The sequence below is a fragment of the Aliikangiella litoralis genome, assembly GCF_052495765.1.
Genome location: NZ_CP199292.1, coordinates 2,727,996 through 2,746,999, shown reverse-complemented (window position 1 = coordinate 2,746,999; position 19,004 = coordinate 2,727,996). Strand labels below are relative to the sequence as shown.

17 protein-coding genes are annotated in these 19,004 nt (G+C 38.3%); 1 reads left to right on the top strand and 16 read right to left on the bottom strand.

What is annotated here, in order from left to right:
- Positions 1-32: 32 nt before the first annotated feature.
- The 12 genes from maiA to paaG all read right to left on the bottom strand — a co-directional run bounded on the left by maiA (position 33) and on the right by paaG (position 10,942).
- Complete coding sequence (gene maiA, locus ACT5E3_RS11350) at positions 33-683, bottom strand: maleylacetoacetate isomerase (protein WP_444998419.1); 651 nt, start codon at positions 681-683, stop codon at positions 33-35.
- A gap of 128 nt (positions 684-811) precedes the next feature.
- Positions 812-1,396, bottom strand: coding sequence for a MarR family winged helix-turn-helix transcriptional regulator (locus ACT5E3_RS11345; protein ID WP_444998418.1), 585 nt, complete (start codon positions 1,394-1,396; stop codon positions 812-814).
- A 74-nt stretch (positions 1,397-1,470) separates the two neighbouring features.
- Positions 1,471-3,525, bottom strand: coding sequence for a 3-hydroxyacyl-CoA dehydrogenase NAD-binding domain-containing protein (locus ACT5E3_RS11340; RefSeq protein WP_444998417.1), 2,055 nt, complete (start codon positions 3,523-3,525; stop codon positions 1,471-1,473).
- Between the two features lie 42 nt (positions 3,526-3,567).
- Positions 3,568-4,473: a PaaX family transcriptional regulator gene (locus tag ACT5E3_RS11335; protein ID WP_444998416.1), complete on the bottom strand. Its 906-nt coding sequence runs from the start codon at positions 4,471-4,473 to the stop codon at positions 3,568-3,570.
- Between the two features lie 47 nt (positions 4,474-4,520).
- Entirely contained in the window at positions 4,521-5,609 is a 1,089-nt protein-coding gene (locus ACT5E3_RS11330) for a 2Fe-2S iron-sulfur cluster-binding protein (protein ID WP_444998415.1), read from the bottom strand.
- A gap of 61 nt (positions 5,610-5,670) precedes the next feature.
- Positions 5,671-6,189 carry a 1,2-phenylacetyl-CoA epoxidase subunit PaaD gene (gene paaD / locus ACT5E3_RS11325; protein ID WP_444998414.1) on the bottom strand — a complete coding sequence of 173 codons (519 nt, stop codon included), beginning with the start codon at positions 6,187-6,189 and terminating at the stop codon, positions 5,671-5,673.
- A gap of 26 nt (positions 6,190-6,215) precedes the next feature.
- A complete protein-coding gene (gene paaC, locus ACT5E3_RS11320) occupies positions 6,216-6,977 on the bottom strand; it encodes a 1,2-phenylacetyl-CoA epoxidase subunit PaaC (RefSeq protein WP_444998413.1) in 762 nt (253 codons plus the stop codon).
- Between the two features lie 23 nt (positions 6,978-7,000).
- The gene (gene paaB / locus ACT5E3_RS11315; RefSeq protein ID WP_444998412.1) at positions 7,001-7,288 is read right to left on the bottom strand and encodes a 1,2-phenylacetyl-CoA epoxidase subunit PaaB; all 288 of its coding nucleotides are present in this window, start codon (positions 7,286-7,288) and stop codon (positions 7,001-7,003) included.
- 23 nt (positions 7,289-7,311) lie between these two features.
- On the bottom strand, positions 7,312-8,268 hold the full coding sequence (paaA, locus tag ACT5E3_RS11310; RefSeq protein ID WP_444998411.1) for a 1,2-phenylacetyl-CoA epoxidase subunit PaaA: 957 nt from the start codon (positions 8,266-8,268) through the stop codon (positions 7,312-7,314).
- Positions 8,269-8,435: 167 nt separating this feature from the next.
- Positions 8,436-9,638 (bottom strand): 3-oxoadipyl-CoA thiolase, encoded by a 1,203-nt coding sequence (pcaF, locus tag ACT5E3_RS11305; protein WP_444998410.1) that lies wholly within the window; start codon positions 9,636-9,638, stop codon positions 8,436-8,438.
- A 23-nt stretch (positions 9,639-9,661) separates the two neighbouring features.
- Positions 9,662-10,105, bottom strand: a complete 444-nt coding sequence (locus tag ACT5E3_RS11300; protein WP_444998599.1) for a PaaI family thioesterase — start codon at positions 10,103-10,105, stop codon at positions 9,662-9,664.
- 51 nt (positions 10,106-10,156) lie between these two features.
- Positions 10,157-10,942, bottom strand: coding sequence for a 2-(1,2-epoxy-1,2-dihydrophenyl)acetyl-CoA isomerase PaaG (paaG, locus tag ACT5E3_RS11295; RefSeq protein ID WP_444998409.1), 786 nt, complete (start codon positions 10,940-10,942; stop codon positions 10,157-10,159).
- Positions 10,943-11,019: 77 nt separating this feature from the next.
- Here paaG and ACT5E3_RS11290 point away from each other — a divergent pair, with 77 nt between their 5' ends.
- Positions 11,020-11,607 carry an acyltransferase gene (locus tag ACT5E3_RS11290; protein ID WP_444998408.1) on the top strand — a complete coding sequence of 196 codons (588 nt, stop codon included), beginning with the start codon at positions 11,020-11,022 and terminating at the stop codon, positions 11,605-11,607.
- A gap of 76 nt (positions 11,608-11,683) precedes the next feature.
- Here the strand turns inward: ACT5E3_RS11290 and paaZ are convergent, their stop codons facing one another.
- The 4 genes from paaZ to ACT5E3_RS11270 all read right to left on the bottom strand — a co-directional run bounded on the left by paaZ (position 11,684) and on the right by ACT5E3_RS11270 (position 18,869).
- Positions 11,684-13,732 carry a phenylacetic acid degradation bifunctional protein PaaZ gene (gene paaZ, locus ACT5E3_RS11285; protein ID WP_444998407.1) on the bottom strand — a complete coding sequence of 683 codons (2,049 nt, stop codon included), beginning with the start codon at positions 13,730-13,732 and terminating at the stop codon, positions 11,684-11,686.
- Between the two features lie 164 nt (positions 13,733-13,896).
- Complete coding sequence (locus ACT5E3_RS11280) at positions 13,897-15,201, bottom strand: dihydrolipoamide acetyltransferase family protein (RefSeq protein ID WP_444998406.1); 1,305 nt, start codon at positions 15,199-15,201, stop codon at positions 13,897-13,899.
- A 14-nt stretch (positions 15,202-15,215) separates the two neighbouring features.
- The gene (locus ACT5E3_RS11275) at positions 15,216-17,315 is read right to left on the bottom strand and encodes an alpha-ketoacid dehydrogenase subunit alpha/beta (RefSeq protein WP_444998405.1); all 2,100 of its coding nucleotides are present in this window, start codon (positions 17,313-17,315) and stop codon (positions 15,216-15,218) included.
- Between the two features lie 735 nt (positions 17,316-18,050).
- Positions 18,051-18,869 carry a M90 family metallopeptidase gene (locus ACT5E3_RS11270; protein WP_444998404.1) on the bottom strand — a complete coding sequence of 273 codons (819 nt, stop codon included), beginning with the start codon at positions 18,867-18,869 and terminating at the stop codon, positions 18,051-18,053.
- Positions 18,870-19,004 lie beyond the last annotated feature (135 nt).

Here is a 19,004-nt window from a genome sequence, read left to right as displayed (position 1 = left end):
AATATTTATCAACTTCCAATTAGTGAACAAGATTATTTCACAGCATCCGGTTGGTTTTCAGGGACTGCATTTTGAATTCGTTCAAGTTTTAAACAATTTTCATTTATTGCACTTAACCGCGGAAATTCATCCATCGGAAAATTAAAGCGGTGTGCATTATATATTTGGGGGATAAGACAAGCATCTGCTAAAGATAGTTCCTTACCTAAAGAATAAGGACCATCAATTTGATGTTTTTCTCTTAGTGCATCAAAAGCTTGAAATCCTTTTCGAATCCAATGGTGATACCATACATTCTTACTCTCATCATTAACATTAAGCTCATTTGACAAATACTGTAATACTCTCAAGTTATTCAGTGGGTGAACATCACAAGCGATTATTTGACATAACTGACGAGCTATAGCGCGGGCTTTAATATTATCAGGCAGCAAAGCAGGCAATGAGTATTTTTCTTCTAGATACTCTAGAATGGCTAAAGATTGACCAACAGTGACTTCATCATCAACAATAGTTGGCACTAAACCTTGTGGGTTTAAGTTTTGGTACTCAGGTTTATGCTGCTCACCACCATCTTTAACTAGATGCACTGACTGTTGAACATAGGAAACCTGCTTCAAATTAAGCACAATACGCACCCGGTAGGCTGCCGTTGATCGCCAATACCCATATAATTTGATCATGTGTATTTCCCCTTTTAAGGTATGATTTTACTTCAATGATTGTGCCGAAGCTTCAGGTAAAACGCATTTTACACACTAAACACCAAGGCACAAAGCCTTTTAAATGAAATGATGTTCATCCAAAATAACTACTCCCACTCGTCTTCTTGTTCATTTTCTAAGTGGTGCAAATGCCTATCGAGTTTATTTAATAAATGGTGTAATTGTTCTTTTTCTGTATATGAGAAACAAGACTCTATTAACTCCCCTGTTTCGATCCGCTTGGGCGTAATGAGATCATGAAATGCAGCCCCTTTCTCTGTCAAATAAATGAGTTGCTTTCGACGATCTTTTTTAGAAAAACGAGTGCCAACAAAGTTCAGTTTTTTCAATACCTTAACTGCACGAGTAACTGTTGCAGCATCCGTTTTTAACGCATCAGCAACATGACCATTAGTTAATCCACCATAGGAACCTAGTACAGAAATAACTCGCCATTCTCTTTCACCTATTGGAACACCTGTTTCGGCAAGTAATACTGAAAGCTTGTTACCAGCCTGCGACATCTGAGTTGCCAAACGATACATTCGATAAGGTAAAAAGCTTTGTAAATCAATAGTGTATTCTACTTTACCTGCTGGCAACCTATTGCTTGATTGTTGCTCGCCTGCTGTAGCAGAATCTTTAGTATTATTACTTAAAGTTTTGGCTTTTTCGGGGTTGTCTGCGCTCAAAATATAAAACCTGCATAAATTCAGTATTGGATAGCTAAGCCAATACTATCCAATATTAAGCATTTCAGTCAAATCTACCGGCTTAACGCATTGGTATCTACATGCGGCCAAATCCTCTCACCTGAGCTGAGCTGTTGTTGCTCAATTAAAGTTTTAACCTTAGCTTCACCTAATTGACGAGCATAGTACATAGGTCCACCCTTATGACGAGGAAAACCATAACCATGTAGCCAAATCACATCAATATCAGATAATCTTTGTACAATTCCTTCCGCCATTAAGCTTAAACCTTCACTGATTAAAGCGAGTAATGCTCTTTCAACAATCTCATCGTTGGTAAAAGAACGTTGTTGAATACCAAGAGAGTTTGCCTTTTGTTTAATCAACTCTGCAGCTTCAAGATCAACATTCATACCTCCTTTATCATCATATGAGTAAAAACCTTTCCCTGTTTTTCGCCCTAGACGACCATTTTCTACCATCACTGCGGCGGCTCTAAAATACCCAGGATCATGCTCAGGAAAAGGTTGTGCACTACGAGCATTATGCCCAATATCAATACCCGATAAATCTTGCACTGCCAAAGGCCCCATAGCCATGCCCCATTGCGTCATAGCTTGATCAATTTGTTCAATACCTGCTCCTTCCAACAGCATTTGTTGAATTTCTCTACCATAACGCGTATACATACGATTGCCAGCAAAGCCAAAACAGACACCCACTAATACAGAAACCTTTTTCAGTTTTTTCCCAACCGCCATCGCCGTAGCCAAAGCTTGCTCAGATGACTTCTCCGCTTGAACCACTTCGAGTAATTTCATAATATTAGCAGGGCTAAAAAAGTGCATCCCAATTAATTGCTGAGGGCGAGATAGAACTGTAGCAATTTCATTAATATCTAAATAAGAGGTATTTGTTGCCAAAACACAATCTGCTCGAACAATCTTATCTAAACTTAAAAACAAATCTTTCTTTATTTGTATATCTTCAAATACGGCTTCAATAATTAAATCACTGTCGGCTAAATCATCATAATTAATACTCGTTTTCATTCGTGAGATGCAATCACGATATTGAGTTTCAGACATAAGCCCTCGTTTTACACTGGCTTGTAAATTCTTTTCAATTCTAGCTTTGCCACTTTCAAGCGCTTCTGCATTGCGTTCAACTAAACAAAGATTGTAACCCGAAAACAAAAATGCAGTTGCAATGCCAGCTCCCATATTACCACCACCAATAATACCAACCTGCTTAACGCTCAAAGGTTCTGTTTTCAAATCAGTTTTAGCCGCTTTTTTTTCTGCACCAAAAGCAAACCTGAGAGCAGCCGACTGTTCTGATTCACGCAGGTCTAAAAAAGCTTTACGCTCTACAGCCATGCCTTCTTGAATATCCATATGACGTGTTTCATAAAGAACATTAGCAGCAACAACCGGTGCTTGTTTTCCACGAGATTTTTTTTCAATTTGATTAATCGATTCTTGCCAATTTACACCTTCGTCATCAACAGTATTTTCACCAACCCGCTTTAATACAACTTTATTTTGCTCTAATAACTTGTTAGCAAAAGCGATTGTTTCTTCCTTTAAATTCGCATCTTTAGGAAAAATACTGTCAATAAGGTTGTAACTTGAAAGTTGATTCACAGAATAATGTTTTCCTCCAGTAATCATTTCTAATGCTTTTTTGGCCCCAACGACTCTAGGCAAACGTTGAGTACCACCAGCGCCAGGAATTAACCCCAGATTAACTTCAGGCAAACCTACTTTTGCATTTTCTAACGCTACTCGATAGTGGCAAGCCAATGCAACTTCAAACCCACCACCTAATGAAGTACCAAATAAAGAAGCTATCACAGGTTTTGTTGATGCTTCTATTCGGTTAACAACATCAGGCAAAAAAGGTTCTGTCGGGGGCAAACCAAACTCTTTAATATCAGCACCGGCAATAAAAGTTTTATTCGCACAAGCAATTATAATGACTTTTATATTATCATCGTTTTCTAACTCATCAATACCATCAACCAGCCCTTGTCTCACTATTTGTGATAATGCATTAACAGGAGGGTAATCGATAGAGATTATTCCTATTGGGTTTTGTTTTTCAATCATTACTTGATTAGAAGTCATTGGTATTCTCTTTTTTGTAAACTGATATAAAGTTGAAATTAATTATTTAAATCTTAGTTTAAAGTTTTCAATTGCAGGTGGTAGATAACCATCCATATTTTCTAACTGACTGCCAATATAACGACAAGACGAACGCGCCAAGTGTAAATAGATTTGTTTGACTAATTTAGCCGCTTGAAAGCCAGCCCAATTATCAGGCAATAAGTTTTCTGGTAATTCATGATCTCTGAGTAATATTCTACGGTACTCATGTATTAACAAGCCTCGTAATAAAAAGCTTTGTTGATCGCTGATTTTATGTTCACCTTGTAATGCATGCCAAATTGTCAGGTAACAATCAATCAATGATTGATATCTTTCTTGTAACTCTTCAACCTGCCACTTTTCGAAGACCAATCGTTTAAGAACACTTTGCGACTGACAATCAAATGTTTGCCCCGAAAAAATAATGACCGAATCAGATAATTCTAACTCGGTTATCGTCTCTTCGAGTGAACTAGAGTCAATTGATGGATGTGCATAAGCCCCAGATGATAATGGACTAAACCCTAACCATTGTAGCTGCCTTTTCAATAAGATCATTTTTTCGTCACAAACGAAGCTAGGCATTATGATTAACCAACCTTTATCTTCGTGTTTCATATGACCCGCATAAATACGTCGAGCAGCTTTCGTATAATGATTATTAGCGCTTCCTGTAAAACTATAATAACTCTTACGCCCTAATTTATTAACCAATAACCAATCATCTTTTACCAAGCGAAAAACCGAGGTTCTAATCAATCGCTCAGAAAAACCTAAAGGTTGTAGCGAGTCAATCAAGCTACCTAACCATATCCAGCCACCATGCTGAGAAACAACATCACCAAATACAGTCACTATATATGATTTACAACTAATGCCAGCTTGCTCGGCTCGCTCATTAATAAAATCGTTTATATTAGCCAAGTGTTTTACAACTTATTGTTATCTATTTATTGGTGAATAAAATAACATTAAGAAAAATCAAAGTCGACTTCAACTTCCTCAGAAACAGGATGTGACTGGCAGGTTAAAATCATACCTTCTGCAACCTCTTGCTCTGTCAATGAGTGATTCATATCCATTTCAACATCACCTTTTATGACTTTAGCTTTACAAGTTGCGCAAACACCACCTTTACAAGAAAAAGGTAAATCAGCCCCACTTTCCATTGCCGCATCTAAAATATTATTGCCACTCATCGGTAGTTCTATAGTTGTTTTTCTGCCAGCAACTTTAACCGAAACCAAGGAAACTTTTCCAGCAAATTTTTTCGCTCTCTCTTGCTGACTCTGTTGTACTTTCTTTTCCGCTGAACCAGCAAAAAACAGTTCATAATGTAACGAGTCTTCATTAACCTTATTAAACTTAAAGAAGTTGACTAATTGATTAATCATTTCTTCTGGCCCGCACATAAAAATATCATCAAAGCGATCTAACTTAATCATGTTAGCCGAATCTAAGGCGACTAATTTTTCTTGGGTAATTCGTCCATTAAACAATTCTGCTTCATTTTCTTCTTTAGTAAATAAATTAATCCACTGAAACCTTTTAAGATATTGATTTTTTATAAAACATAACCTTTCACGAAACATCATTGATGAAGTAGAACGATTACCATAAACTAAAGTTACCCTCGATTCAGGTTCTGCCATTAAAATAGATTCGATATGTGAAAGAACAGGTGTAATACCACTACCAACAGCAAGAAATAAATATTGTTTAGCATTATCACTTGAAAGTTCCGTATAAAAGTGTCCCTGTGGTGGCATAACCTCAACGCTCATTCCTTGCTTTAAAGATTTATTGGCATACGCAGAAAAAACACCATTTTCAATTTGTTTGACAGCCACTTGTAGAGTTTGAGACTGGACACTTTGACAAATAGAATAAGAACGACGAATATCAGCACCATCAATATCGGCTTTTAATGTTAAATGTTGACCTTGTATATAACGATACTCATCGGCTAGGTTTTCTGGCAAATCAAAAGTGAGCGCCACTGAATCTTTAGTTAATTTTTCAACTGATGATAATGTTAATTGATGAAATTCGGTACTCATAGGTTAAAACCCTTTTATATTTTTTAGCTTTCGCTCAACCTTTTAATAAAATAAAAGCCCACTAAAAATGTTTAAAATAATCAAAAAATTCTGCACAATCCTGACACTGATAAAGTGCTTTACAGGCAGTTGAACCAAACTGGCTAACTAGTTTTGCCTGTTCACTATTACACAAAGGACATATAACAATATCCTGTTCGTCAGGCGGAGCAATATGAATATTTTTTAAGTGTAACTTGCCTTGTGGCGACATCATTTCAGTTGTCCAAGCAGGAGATAATACAACCTTGACTTTCACTTTTTTATAACCTGCTTTTAACATAGCAGATTGAATATCTTGATTGATAGCTTCAACAGCAGGACACCCACTATAAGTAGGTGTAATATCTATTTGCCAACAATCATCAAACTGCTTTATGTCCTGCAAAACTCCTAAATCCCAAATTGTTAACCCAGGAAGTTCTGGATCATAAACCTCATCCAATAAGTTCCAGATAGCCTGATACGGTGAGTTTTTTCTCATCGCATTACGCTGAGCATAAATCGGTGTAACGGTTGGAATAATATTATTTGAAATCATTAAAGTTGCCCACCACTAACAAACCATTACCAGGTTAATCCTGGATAAGCCCGTTGTACAAACTGCATTTCACTTAACATATGCCCTAAGTGTTCAGTGTGAATGCCTTCGCGTCCGCCTCTTATTTGTAAACAGCTATCAGCCACAACAATGTCTGACTGAGCAAAAAACGATTGTACATATTCATCCCATTTAGCTTGAATAGCTTGCCTATCAACAGCGATACCGGCTTCAACTAAATTTTTCTCCCAATCTGACTGAATAAATAATTCACCCACAAAGTTTTCTAATTCAATTAGCGCATCTTTTACTCGGCTACGACTTTCTTCCGTACCTTGCGATAATTGGGTAATCCAAGGCTCGCTTCTTTTAAGATGATAGCGGCTTTCCTTTAACGCTTTAGTTGCTATTGCAGCGACTCTCTCATCATTAGATTGTTTTAAACCTTCGAGATAAAAACAATAAAATACATCAACAAAAAATTGTCTTACCATAGTAAATGCAAAATCATTAATAGGAAGTTCATGGATGAGTAAGTTGGTATACTGTCTCTCATCACGATAATAAGCAATGTCGTCTTCAGTTTTTCCTTGTCCTTCAACTTCAACCGCATATTGGTAAAACATTCTGGCTCGTCCTAAATAATCTAAGGCGATATTAGATAGAGCAATATCTTCTTCTAAATAAGGACCATTACTGCACCACTCTGATAAACGATGGCTTAATACAACAGCATCGTCACCCAGTCCAACTAAAAAGCGATATAAATCTTGTTGTTCTTGATTCATCAATAATTCCTCTGAGTGATGATTTACATATTGTTTACGCTATCAGGCAATTCATAATGAGTCGCATGACGGTAAGGTTTATCATCCATAGGATCGACAAAATTTTCGATATCACCTGCTTGTGAAGCAGTAATATTACTTGATTCAACCACCCAAATGCTCACACCTTCTGAACGACGAATATAACAATCACGAGCATACATTAATGCATGTTCTGGACTTTCAGCATGTAAGCTTCCAACATGTTTGTGATCAAGTCCGCGATTTGAACGAATAAAAACTTCATAACTGGCTAATTGTTCTTGGCTCATAATTTAATTCTCTTTTAGTATTTTTACGCTGCGCTTTCGGTAGATTGAGTTTGTTGTTTTTCGCGATATGCTCTAACCGCTTCCCTAACCCATTCACCATCATCATGCGCTCTTTTATGATGTTTAATTCTCTGATGGTTACAAGGACCACTACCATTAATTACCTGATAAAACTCTTCCCAATTAATTTCACCTGAATCATATTGTCCTTTTTCTTCGTTCCATTTTATTTCTGGATCTGGCATATCAAGGCCCAACACTTCAATTTGTGGAACGGTTTGATCAATAAATTTTTGTCTAAGGTAATCATTCGACTGGCGTTTAATTTTCCATTTCATCGAACGACCAGAATGTGCCGACTCACTATCGTGTGGGCCAAACATCATCAGTGACGGCCACCAGAATCGATCCATAGCATCTTGTGCCATTTGTTTTTGTAATGCAGAACCTTTTGCAAGCGCATACATGATTTCATAGCCTTGACGTTGGTGAAAACTTTCTTCTTTACAAATACGAACCATAGCTCTGGCATAAGGACCATAAGAAGTTCTTTGAAGAGAAATCTGGTTAACAATTGCTGCGCCATCAACCAACCAACCAATCGCGCCTACATCGGCCCAAGATAAAGTCGGATAGTTAAAAATTGATGCATATTTAGCTTTACCGGTTTGTAATGCTTCGATCATTTCACTTCGTGAAATGCCCAAAGTTTCCGTGGCGCTATACAAATACAAGCCATGACCAGCTTCATCTTGCACTTTAGCGAGTAATACCGCTTTACGTCTTAACGTCGGCGCTCGGGTAATCCAGTTTCCTTCAGGCTGCATACCTATCACTTCAGAATGAGCATGTTGAGACATTTGACGAATCAGATTTTGACGGTAATCTTCGGGCATCCAATCTGATGGTTCTATTTTTTGTTCATCTTCAATTTTTTGATCGAACCCCGCTTGTTCTGCGGCATTTTCAACAGTTTGCATTTCAGTCCTCTCCAATTATTCAACTTTTAATATGATACTATTTAAATATATTTTTTTCAAATTATGTATCATATTAAATATTACCTATTGGGTGGGCAGTTGCCACCCAATAGTAGAAATTAACGGCTATTTTTTATATTAAAGTTTTAGACTATCTCTTTGAATTATCAGGCTTTTTCAATAATTAGTGCTATACCTTGACCAACCCCGATACACATAGTGCATAGCGCATATTGCCCTTTACGTCTTTGTAACTCATAAGCAGCTGTTGTTACAAGTCGAGCGCCACTCATGCCAAGTGGATGTCCCAAAGCAATTGCTCCACCGTTCGGATTAACTCTTTCATCATCATCAGCTATACCAAGCTCTCTTAACACTGCTAAACCTTGAGCAGCAAATGCCTCATTTAGCTCAATCACGTCCATTTGTTCTATACTTAAGCCTGTATTTTTCAACACTCTACGTGTAGCACTAACCGGACCAACGCCCATAATTCTGGGTTCAAGTCCAGATGTTGCCATACCAACCACTCTGGCTAAAGGTGTTAAGCCTTGTTTTTCAACTTCATCCTCGGCAGCTAATAGCAATGCACAAGCACCATCATTAATACCTGACGCATTGCCAGCAGTAACCGTTCCATCTTTTTTGAAGGGAGTAGCAAGCTTAGCTAAACCTTCTAAAGTACTAGGGCGCGGATGTTCATCAACAGAAAACTCTTTTGTTTCTTTACGATTCACTTTCACGGTAACGGGCACAATTTCAGCGTCAAAAATGCCTTTTTCTTGTGCTTGCTGTGTTTTTTCTTGAGTACGCAAAGCAAAACGGTCTTGATCCTGACGGGAAATGTTGAATTGTTCAGCTACATTTTCTGCCGTTTCAGGCATCGAATCGACTCCAAACTGCTCAGCCATTTGTTTATTGATAAACCGCCAGCCCATCGTGGTATCATATATTTCTGCTTTTCTCGAAAATGCAGATTCAGCTTTAGGCATTACGAAAGGCGCTCTAGACATTTGCTCAACACCACCAGCAATTGCCATTGATTGTTCACCACAAGCAATGGCACGTGCAGCAGTACCGACAGCGTCCATTCCAGAACCGCATAAACGGTTAATAGTCACGCCAGGTACTGACTGCGGTAAACCGGCTAATAATAAACTCATTCTTGCTACGTTACGATTGTCTTCACCTGATTGGTTAGCACACCCATAATAAACATCTTCAATACTCTCCCAGTTAACCTGGGGGTTGCGTTCCATTAATGCCTTAATTGGAATGGCCCCTAAATCGTCAGCTCTCACGCCAGATAAAGAGCCACCAAAACGACCAATGGGAGTTCTCACAGCATCGCAAATATATACTTTTTTCATTAACCTAAACCTTTTATAAACTATCAGCCTTTGTTAGGCACCTTGTGTTCTAAACTATCTTTCGCAACAGACTCTTTGTTAAAACTTTTATTAACCAACTTAGCAATTAAAACCGCAATGAGTGTATCTTCTTGATTAAGTATTTTTACATCACAATAAATGATCTTTCCACAAATATTCGTTACAACTGCTTTTGCAATTAATTGATCATGTAACATCGCAGGCTTTAAATAAATAATTTCATTGCTAGCCGTTAAAATGATCTCACCTTGAGAAGAAGCAGCAAAAGCAGCTGCTGTGTCAGCTAAAGTATAAAGAAAACCACCATGGCATACATCATAACCATTGGTCATATTTTTCTTAACCAACATACTCACACAACAGCTATTTTTTTCATGATCAACTAACTCTATCCCTAACATTTGTGATGCAGGATCATTTTCCAATAAAACTTCAGCAGCATTCATCACGTAACACTCTCACTCATAGGAGTTAAACAAAAAATAACAGTTATATTGTTACCCTTTAAAATCTGGTTCACGTTTTTCCATAAAAGCAGCAACACCTTCACGATAGTTTTCACTCCTTCCTAAGTGTTGCATCAGCAGGCGTTCTTTTTCTAACTGTTCATTTAAAGTGTTATCAAAAGTAGAATGAACTAACTGTTTAATATGGGCTAAAGCTTCTGTAGGCTGTTTTGCGAAATAACTCGTTATTTCGTTTGCCTTATCACTTAACACTTCATCATCAACAACTTGATAAATCAATCCCCATTGCTCCGCTTGTTCCGCCTTTAACTTTTCACCTAGCATTGCCAGTGCTTTTGCTCTAGGCAAGCCAATTGCGCGTGCAAAATGCCACGAGCTGCCCGAATCTGGTATTAACCCGATTTTCGCAAAAGATAAAATAAATGATGATGAGCGAGCAGCAATAACAATATCACAAGCCATAACCAGGCTAGCCCCTGCTCCTGCTGCAACACCATTTAATGCACACACAACAGGCATTTTTAATTGAGTAACACGCCTAATTAATGGGTTATAAAACTTCTCGACAGAAACTCCTAAATCGGGCGTGTCTTGATCTGAGCTTACTGCGCGATCACTCAAATCTTGCCCAGCACAAAAACCTCTACCAGCTCCTGTAATCAGTAAACATCGTGACTCACCATCTGTGGCAATATCATCTAATGCCTGCTGTAATTCTTCATGCATTTGTACATTAAAGCTATTTAATCGATCAGGCCGGTTCAGTGTTAATTTTGCAACGCCAGCCGTTTTTTCTACAACAATGGTTTGGTACATGTCCATGCCTCATTTATAATTCAAATTATTTTGCAGCAGAATCACTCTGCTGATTAGTTAAATTCGTGGAGATCCCTGTGCCAATTTATGCAATTGATAACTTTATCCCTGTCATCAAAAAAAATACTTACGTTCATCCTAGTGCAGAAATCATCGGTGATGTCATCATCGAAGAAAACTGTTTTATCGGCCCCGGTGCAGTATTACGTGGTGACTTTGGCCGTATACATATCTCTCATCACAGCAATGTACAAGACAACTGTGTACTCCATAGCTTCCCTGATATTGACTGTTTTTTAGAGCCTTACAGCCATATTGGCCATAGTGCTGTTCTACATGGTTGCCGCATTGGCGAAAACTCTTTGGTTGGCATGAATGCCGTGATCATGGATGAAACCATTATCGGTAAAGAGTCTATGGTTGCAGCCTGTTCGTTTGTTCGTGCCAAGTTCATTACTGAGCCACGTTCAATGATTATGGGTATACCCGCAAAAGTCACTCGCCAATTAACCGATCAAGATCTAGTCTGGAAAAACCAGGGAACTCAGGATTATATTAACTTGGCTGTCCGAGCGACTAACAGCATGCGAATCATAGAGCCTTTAGCTGAACCACAATCTGATCGACCTCGTTTTGATGACTCAGTCCACCAACCTAAAAGCTAACTCAATCACCAGCAAAGCCATTGGGCGTTATACCAAACGCCCACTAACTAAATTTTAGTTTCAATTAATACTACAATTAATCCTCATTCTGCCGTTCGACTAATGTCAATATGTCATAGAGCGCTACAGCTTCATCATTTTGGTTAATCACTTCAACATCCCAAACAACAACACCAGTAACATATTTATCATCAGGTCTTTTTGATTTCTTAATTTTTCTTTTAGCTGTCAATTTAACTTTAATTGTGTCACCAATCCCAACCGGCTCAATAAATCTTAAATTATCAATGCCATAGTTAGCAATAACAGGCCCTTGTCCTGGATCGACAAACATTCCCGCTGCCGCAGAAATAACAAAGTAACCATGAGCAACTCGTTTTTCAAAAAACGAATCCTTCGCTGCAATTTCATCAAAGTGGGCATAAAAATGATCACCAGATAAACAACCAAAATTCACAATATCGGCTTCAGTTACAGTGCGTCGATGGGTCGTTAGCGACTCACCAATTTCTAGCTCTTCAAAATACTTTCTAAATGGGTGTACGCGATCAGTTTTAACTTCAGCGCCTCGAACATATTGGTTAGTCACTGCCATTAGTGAAGTTGGAGAACCTTGTACTGCTGTCCGCTGCATATAATGCTTAATTGCTCGTACACCACCTAATTCTTCTCCACCACCCGCACGACCAGGACCACCATGTACCAAGTTCGCTAATGGCGAACCATGTCCTGTTGATTCTTTCGAGCAATGCCTGTCGAGCACTAACATACGACCATGATGAGAAGCAGTCCCTAAAATAATATCACGAGCATTTTCTCTGCTAGCGGTAAAAACAGACCCGACTAAGCTTCCTTTACCCATTTTTGCTAATTCGATAGCTTGGTCAATTCCATCGTAAGACATTAAGGTGCTCACGGGACCAAAAGCCTCAACCGAATGTGGCGTTGTATTGTTTAGTGGGTTTTGACAATGTAATAAAGTTGGTGTAATAAATGCGCCCTTATCACCATCAATACCAACGGACTTAAAATTTTCCATTCCATCAAGCAATAATTCACTACTTTGTTTTAATTCTTCAATGGCTGACAAAACATCTTCACGTTGGCTTTTTCCAACTAATGCCCCCATACGAACACCTTCTTGCAAAGGATCACCAATGACGGTTCCTTGCAAACGTTTTATCAAAGCTTCACTAACGGCATCTGTTAACCCAGCTGGAACAATAGCACGACGAATAGCGGTACATTTTTGTCCTGCTTTTACTGTCATTTCTCGCGCAACCTCTTTCACATACAGGTCAAATTCAGGATCTTCAACCGACACATCTGGAGCTAAAATACTACAATTCAATGAGTCTGCTTCCATTGTGAAAGGAACGCTTTTCGCAATAAGATTAGGGTGAGCTCGTAATTTTTGTCCTGTTGATGCAGAACCGGTAAAAGTAACGACATCTTGCTCTCCAACATGCGCTAAAAGATCTCCCACACTACCACAAATTAATTGAACTGAACCCTCTGGTAAAATTTTAGACTCAACAATTGCCTTAACAACAGCTTCTGTCAAGTAGCAAGTAACAGTACCAGGCTTTACAATGACAGGAACACCCGCAATTAAACTGGGTGTGATTTTTTCGAGCATTCCCCAAACAGGAAAGTTAAATGCGTTAATATGAACACTCACACCTTCTTTAGAAGTCAGAATATGTTGCCCTGCAAATGTCCCTTCTTTTGATAAAGGTTCAACACCACCTTCAACAATAAAAGTATCATTATTGAGCTCTCGACGAGCGATACCAGAGTAGCTAAACATAGTACCAATTCCACCTTCAATATCCACCCAGGAATCAGCTTTTGTCGCTCCGGTCATAAAAGAAATTCGATAAAACTCATCTTTACGATCTAATAAATATTTAGCTAAAAACTTAATCTTTTCTGCTCTTTCATGAATCGTTAATTGACGTAATTTAGGGCCCGCAACTTGACGACCATATTCAAGAAACTGATCAAAACCACTCGACAACGATGAAACTTCACCTATCAACTCATCATTGACTGAATTCACTAAAGTATCAACTCGCCCATCACCACTACACCATTGACCAGCAACATAACTTTGTATTTTCATTTTTTCTAGCATTCCTATATTTAGTGCTTTGCAATCAGTTTTTATGATACAAAGCCTCTCTATTTTGTTAACTTTCTTTCACTCGTGTATCCTACAGATAACAGAATACATTTTTTAAATTTTGTTGACAAAAGTATATTCAAAAGCAAATTATAGGGCGTTTATTACTCGCCCCAGTTCTCAATTATTCCAACAAATGCCGTTAAAAATTGATTCGTTTGGTGAGCATCTAGTGCTCGATGATCGATACTTAAAGAAACATAACACTTTGGCCTAATAACCATATTATCGACACCGTTAACGGACTCAACCACAACGCGTTTTTCTAGTTTGCCAATACCAAGAATAGCAACTTCAGGTTGATTAATAATAATTGGTGCAGCAAATAAACTGCCACTAACACCATGATTAGAAATTGTAATAGTCCCATTACGCATATCTGACGGTGTTAATTTACCCGATCTCGCTTTTTCTGTTTGTTGATTTAAACATTGAGCAATTTCAAACAAGTTCATTTCTTGCACTTGTTCTACAACAGGTACCACTAAACCAGAGTCTCCTAGCGCAGTGCCCACACCAATATTAACATCATCAAATATCTCTAGCGCATCTTCATGGAAACGCGCATTCACTTGCGGAACGGCCTCAACCGCTTTTGCCATCGCAGCAAGAAAATAGGCGGTAAATGTTAATTTAACTCCTAACTCAGCATATTCTTTTTTGTGCCATTTGCGATGTTCAATAATATTCCCCATATCCATTTCAAATACACTCGTTACATGCGGAGAGGTATGCAACAAACTTTCTACCATATGACTCGCAATTGATTTTCGCATTTGTGAATGAGGTATTTTATTGCCTTTTAATGGCCGACTTTGACGATTAACACTAGCCAACAATGGAGAGTTACTTACTTGTGTTGAAGCCAACCTACTTTCATTTATTGGTGAATTTCTTACTAATTCAGGATTTTTCAAAAAGGCTAGTACATCATCACGCGTCACCCTACCTCGCTTTCCAGTACCAGGAATAGGAGAAAGAGACAGCTCATTTTCTCGCAATAATCGGCGTACAGCAGGGCTAATTAGCTGGCGGCAACTGGCATTCTCAGCATCATTATTTTGAGCTTCAAAATTTTGGCCCTCAGTGATTGGGCTTTCATTACTAACGACTGAGTTTTCAGCTTGAGATATATTACGGTTTTGAGTTAACGCCGCGTTACTAGCACCTTCAGCTATCTTTCCGAGCACTTGATCGGTTTCAACTGAATCTCCAATTTTTGCCGTTAGTGTTTCCACTATACCTGTTGCTGATGCACAAACTTCCATAACCACTTTGTCAGTCTCCAGCTCAGCAATAGGATCGCCTTGTTTGACTAAATCACCTTCTTTCACCAGCCAGGTTGCCAATGTTGCTGATGTTCCTTCAAGCTGCCCTTCTGATAATGCAATATCAATTAATTTATCCATTCGTCTGTTTCCCCCTAAACTTCTAATAAGGACAAAATAGCGGCTTCGATCTTTTCTTGCGTCGGTAATGCAGCATTCAATAAGTGGATGTTATGTGGATTGGGAATATCTGGCATGGTCAGTCTCTCAATTGGCGCATCCAAATCAAAAAATGCCTCTTTAGCTAAAATAGCGGATATTTCAGCACCAAAGCCAGCCGTCAGGTTATCTTCATGCACGATCAAACAACGTCCAGTTTTCTTTACTGAAGATAAAACCGCCTCTTTATCCCATGGTTGTATGGTTCTTAAATCGATCACTTCAACGCCTTTATCCACTGATAGCGCAGCAGCCTCACAACGCTCAACCATTGCTCCCCAAGTCACTATCGTTAATTTATCGCCACTCGTTAAAACTTTAGCTTTGCCCAGTTCAATTACATAATCATCACCAGGATAAGGCCTTCTTGCCCAACGATTATCAAGTAAATAGCGATGCTCAAAAAAAATGGTTGGATTATTATCACGTAGAGCATACCTTAGCAAACCTACCGCATCTTCAGCATTAGATGGCATAACAACCTGCCATCCGGTTTTATGAGCCCACTCGACTTCATCAGACATTGAGTGCCAAGGATCGCCTCGTCCAGCAAAACCACCCGGTATGCGCACTACCATAGGTGCAGCAAATTGATTATTGGTTCGCCAACGCATAATTCCGGTATCAGTTAGCTGTTCTGCTGCAGGCTCAGCATATTTTCTAAATTGTATTTCAGGTACTGGCATTAACCCTGATAGCGCTAAACCGACTGAACGGCCAATAATCCCTTCCTCTGATAAACTGGTATCAAATACTCGGTGTTCGCCATATTTTTGGTTTAAACCTAAAGTGGCAGCATGTACTCCGCCTTTAGGACCAACATCTTCACCAAAAACTAACACTTTTGGGTTAATACTAAGCTCATAATCCAATGTGTTGCGGATCGCAGTGAGCATATTAAGACGAGCGCCTTGCGGCTTTGCAACTTCAGATACTTCAGGGAAAACATAATCACTAGCGTGCAGGCCTCCCCTTAACTGAATTTCAGGGTTACCTTGTTGATCGTTTTCAGCATAAACATATCGTTTAAGCTTATTCACATCTGGCTCAGGTCTTTCTTTAGCTTTAACAACAGCTTCCCTCACTTCTGAATAAGCATTTTCTTCTAACTCACTCCATTCAGCGGGTGAAATAACAGCATATTTTTCTAAATGCTCTTTAAGTTTTGGCAGCGGATCTTTGGTTTGTTCTTCGGCGATCATTGCTTCAGGTTTATAAGTTTGTGTATCTTGAAAAGTGTGTCCACAAAGGCGTGGGACTTTTAATCGAAGCAAACACGTTCCGTGACCAGAACGCACATAATCAACTGCCATTTTTATCAAACGAGGCGCTTCTATAGGGCAAGTTCCATCACCATCAATGATTTTGAGGTTCTTATAGGCAGATAAGTTAGCCACTTGATCACCGCCTGGTGTTTGCACCGTCTGTGGCACAGAAATACCATAGCCATTATCTTCAATGTAAAACAGATGAGGTAAATTATTGGTTGTTGATATATTCAAAGCGGCCCAAAAACCACTGGTTGACATGGAGGAATCACCGCCCATTGAAATCCCCAGGGCCCCTTTATAACTTTTATCTTTTAATTGATCGCGATGATAAACAATTGATTGTGCCCAGCCAGAAATAGGTGAATATTGCGAACCAACTCCCCCACACATGGGAAATAACATCGCACCTTCTTCCTTTGTATTAGGATAGTTACAAACAACACCGATATCACGGCCATCACTATAACCTCCAGATTTAGCCATAGGAGAAGCAACCGCATCAACAATATCTAAACCTAATGACAACACAAAAGGTCTAGAACGATAATAGCCTGTTGCACCATCATGCGGATGAGTTAATAAGGAGCCAATCAATATTTGGGCCAGATCATGTCCTCTTGCAGAAAACTGATTAAACACTAATTTAGCCGGAACAAGCTCTTGCTCTTCTATATCATCCATCGCACGGGATAAAAGTAGTAAATAAGCGACTCTCTTCCAATCAAAATCGGCGCTAGGTTCGTTCATGTCAATCGCATCTATCATTTTTCAGTAACCTTCAATCAAGCTGAAGCCCTGCAACATTAATATGCGCTAGATAAATTAGGCCTCACAGTGTTTTTAACTTATCTCCCGATTATAGAACAACTCAAATTGTAATTTCAACCACTTAATTGCATGTACAACTATTAGATTACACATTCCTTAATAAAGTAACCAATAAAAAAAGGATGTCATAAAATGACATAAAAACAGTATTTTTTCTTATAGAAATCAAGATAATAAAGGCGCAGCTAGTCTATTAGTATTTTAAAAATGAAATGAATAGAAACCTGTTCATTTGAGCTTTGTTGCTCATTTTTTTATGACTTATATTCCCAAAAAGACTTAGCCAATAATCGATATACCGAATGAATGATTGCAAACGATTAGGATTAAATTGGAAAAAGCTACTAGACAAACTAGTTTCACCTGATAACTTATAGCTAAATCACTATCAATTGGCATAGAGAAAAGTCAGGGATTTTTGTCACTATTAAGGCGTCTGGCGCAGTGCATAGCCGCTCTATGGACAAGTCAGACAACGAAAAGAGCGGCAAAAATAACGGCTTTTATTGTGACAATTGATAGTGATTTAGCTATATTTAACCGTTTAGTTTAAAAGAAAAATAACCTTCTTCATTGAGTTCTCTTATCTGAATTTCAGGTTAAATAAAATCAGCTAAATATCAAAAATAATAGCTATTCGCTTTTTATTGATTTTTGAGAATTATTTTATTACTACCAAATAGCAGGATTAACATGATAGAACCCTTCAAGCTGTTTATAGAGTTGAGGGTAATTCTTTAAAAACTCAGCGGGACGCTCAAAAAAAGCTTCACTTGCCACAGCAAAAAATTCAGCCGGGTTAGTCGCCCCATAATAATCAAGCAATGAGTCCTCGCCATGTCTTGCTTGAAATTGTAAATTTTCAAACTCTTTAGACAGTACATGTGACCAACAGTGACGATTTTTATGTTTCAAGAAAGGAGCTCCATTAGCGGCCCCCGTTTCTTGATCGAGCTGATGAGCAAACTCATGAATAACCACATTGTGACCATCTGAAAAGTTTTTTGCCCCCTGTTTAGAGTCTTGCCATGAAAGAACCACCTTACCTAACTCCCATGACTCGCCACTTAAAACTCTTTGCTGGTTATGTAAAACACCAGCGGCATCTTTTCCTTCATGTGCCGTAATAAATGCCGCAGGATATACATAAATATATTTTAATTTAGGATAGTAACTCGTCTTTCTATTTAATATTAACAAACAAGCCTGTGCAGCAATGGTTACTTTTATTTCATCAGTAATTTCTAAACCTTTAAATCCGGTAAATTTTTTTTCTGCTAAAAAAACTTGAATATGTTTTTTTAACTGCAATTGAAGGTCAACTGGCATGCTATAAAAAAATGGCATATTACGCTGTAAGATTTCGCGCCAAGCTTTTGGAAACGGTAATGCACGTACTTTATCTCGTTGTTTTTCTATCCATTTAGGTTTTAAAACAACATAAGCAATCAAAGTAATTGATACCGTAAAAATAATCAAAATAGGTGTCATAGGAAAGTCATCTTCAATCAGTGAATAGACTTAATTGTGATTCAAACGGGAAACTTCAAGTGAAAATAAGTTTGAATAAATTTTCAATTAGAAAAAATATTGCTATTGAGAAGCAATACTCAAAAGACCTCCAAC

Coding starts and splice junctions, on each gene's coding strand:
- maiA (WP_444998419.1), bottom strand. CDS start 683: ATGATCAAATTATATGGGTATTGGCGATCAACGGCAGCCTACCGGGTG.
- ACT5E3_RS11340 (WP_444998417.1), bottom strand. CDS start 3,525: ATGACTTCTAATCAAGTAATGATTGAAAAACAAAACCCAATAGGAATA.
- ACT5E3_RS11330 (WP_444998415.1), bottom strand. CDS start 5,609: ATGAGTACCGAATTTCATCAATTAACATTATCATCAGTTGAAAAATTA.
- paaD (WP_444998414.1), bottom strand. CDS start 6,189: ATGATTTCAAATAATATTATTCCAACCGTTACACCGATTTATGCTCAG.
- paaC (WP_444998413.1), bottom strand. CDS start 6,977: ATGAATCAAGAACAACAAGATTTATATCGCTTTTTAGTTGGACTGGGT.
- paaB (WP_444998412.1), bottom strand. CDS start 7,288: ATGAGCCAAGAACAATTAGCCAGTTATGAAGTTTTTATTCGTTCAAAT.
- paaA (WP_444998411.1), bottom strand. CDS start 8,268: ATGCAAACTGTTGAAAATGCCGCAGAACAAGCGGGGTTCGATCAAAAA.
- pcaF (WP_444998410.1), bottom strand. CDS start 9,638: ATGAAAAAAGTATATATTTGCGATGCTGTGAGAACTCCCATTGGTCGT.
- ACT5E3_RS11300 (WP_444998599.1), bottom strand. CDS start 10,105: ATGAATGCTGCTGAAGTTTTATTGGAAAATGATCCTGCATCACAAATG.
- paaG (WP_444998409.1), bottom strand. CDS start 10,942: ATGTACCAAACCATTGTTGTAGAAAAAACGGCTGGCGTTGCAAAATTA.
- paaZ (WP_444998407.1), bottom strand. CDS start 13,732: ATGAAAATACAAAGTTATGTTGCTGGTCAATGGTGTAGTGGTGATGGG.
- ACT5E3_RS11280 (WP_444998406.1), bottom strand. CDS start 15,201: ATGGATAAATTAATTGATATTGCATTATCAGAAGGGCAGCTTGAAGGA.
- ACT5E3_RS11275 (WP_444998405.1), bottom strand. CDS start 17,315: ATGATAGATGCGATTGACATGAACGAACCTAGCGCCGATTTTGATTGG.
- ACT5E3_RS11270 (WP_444998404.1), bottom strand. CDS start 18,869: ATGACACCTATTTTGATTATTTTTACGGTATCAATTACTTTGATTGCT.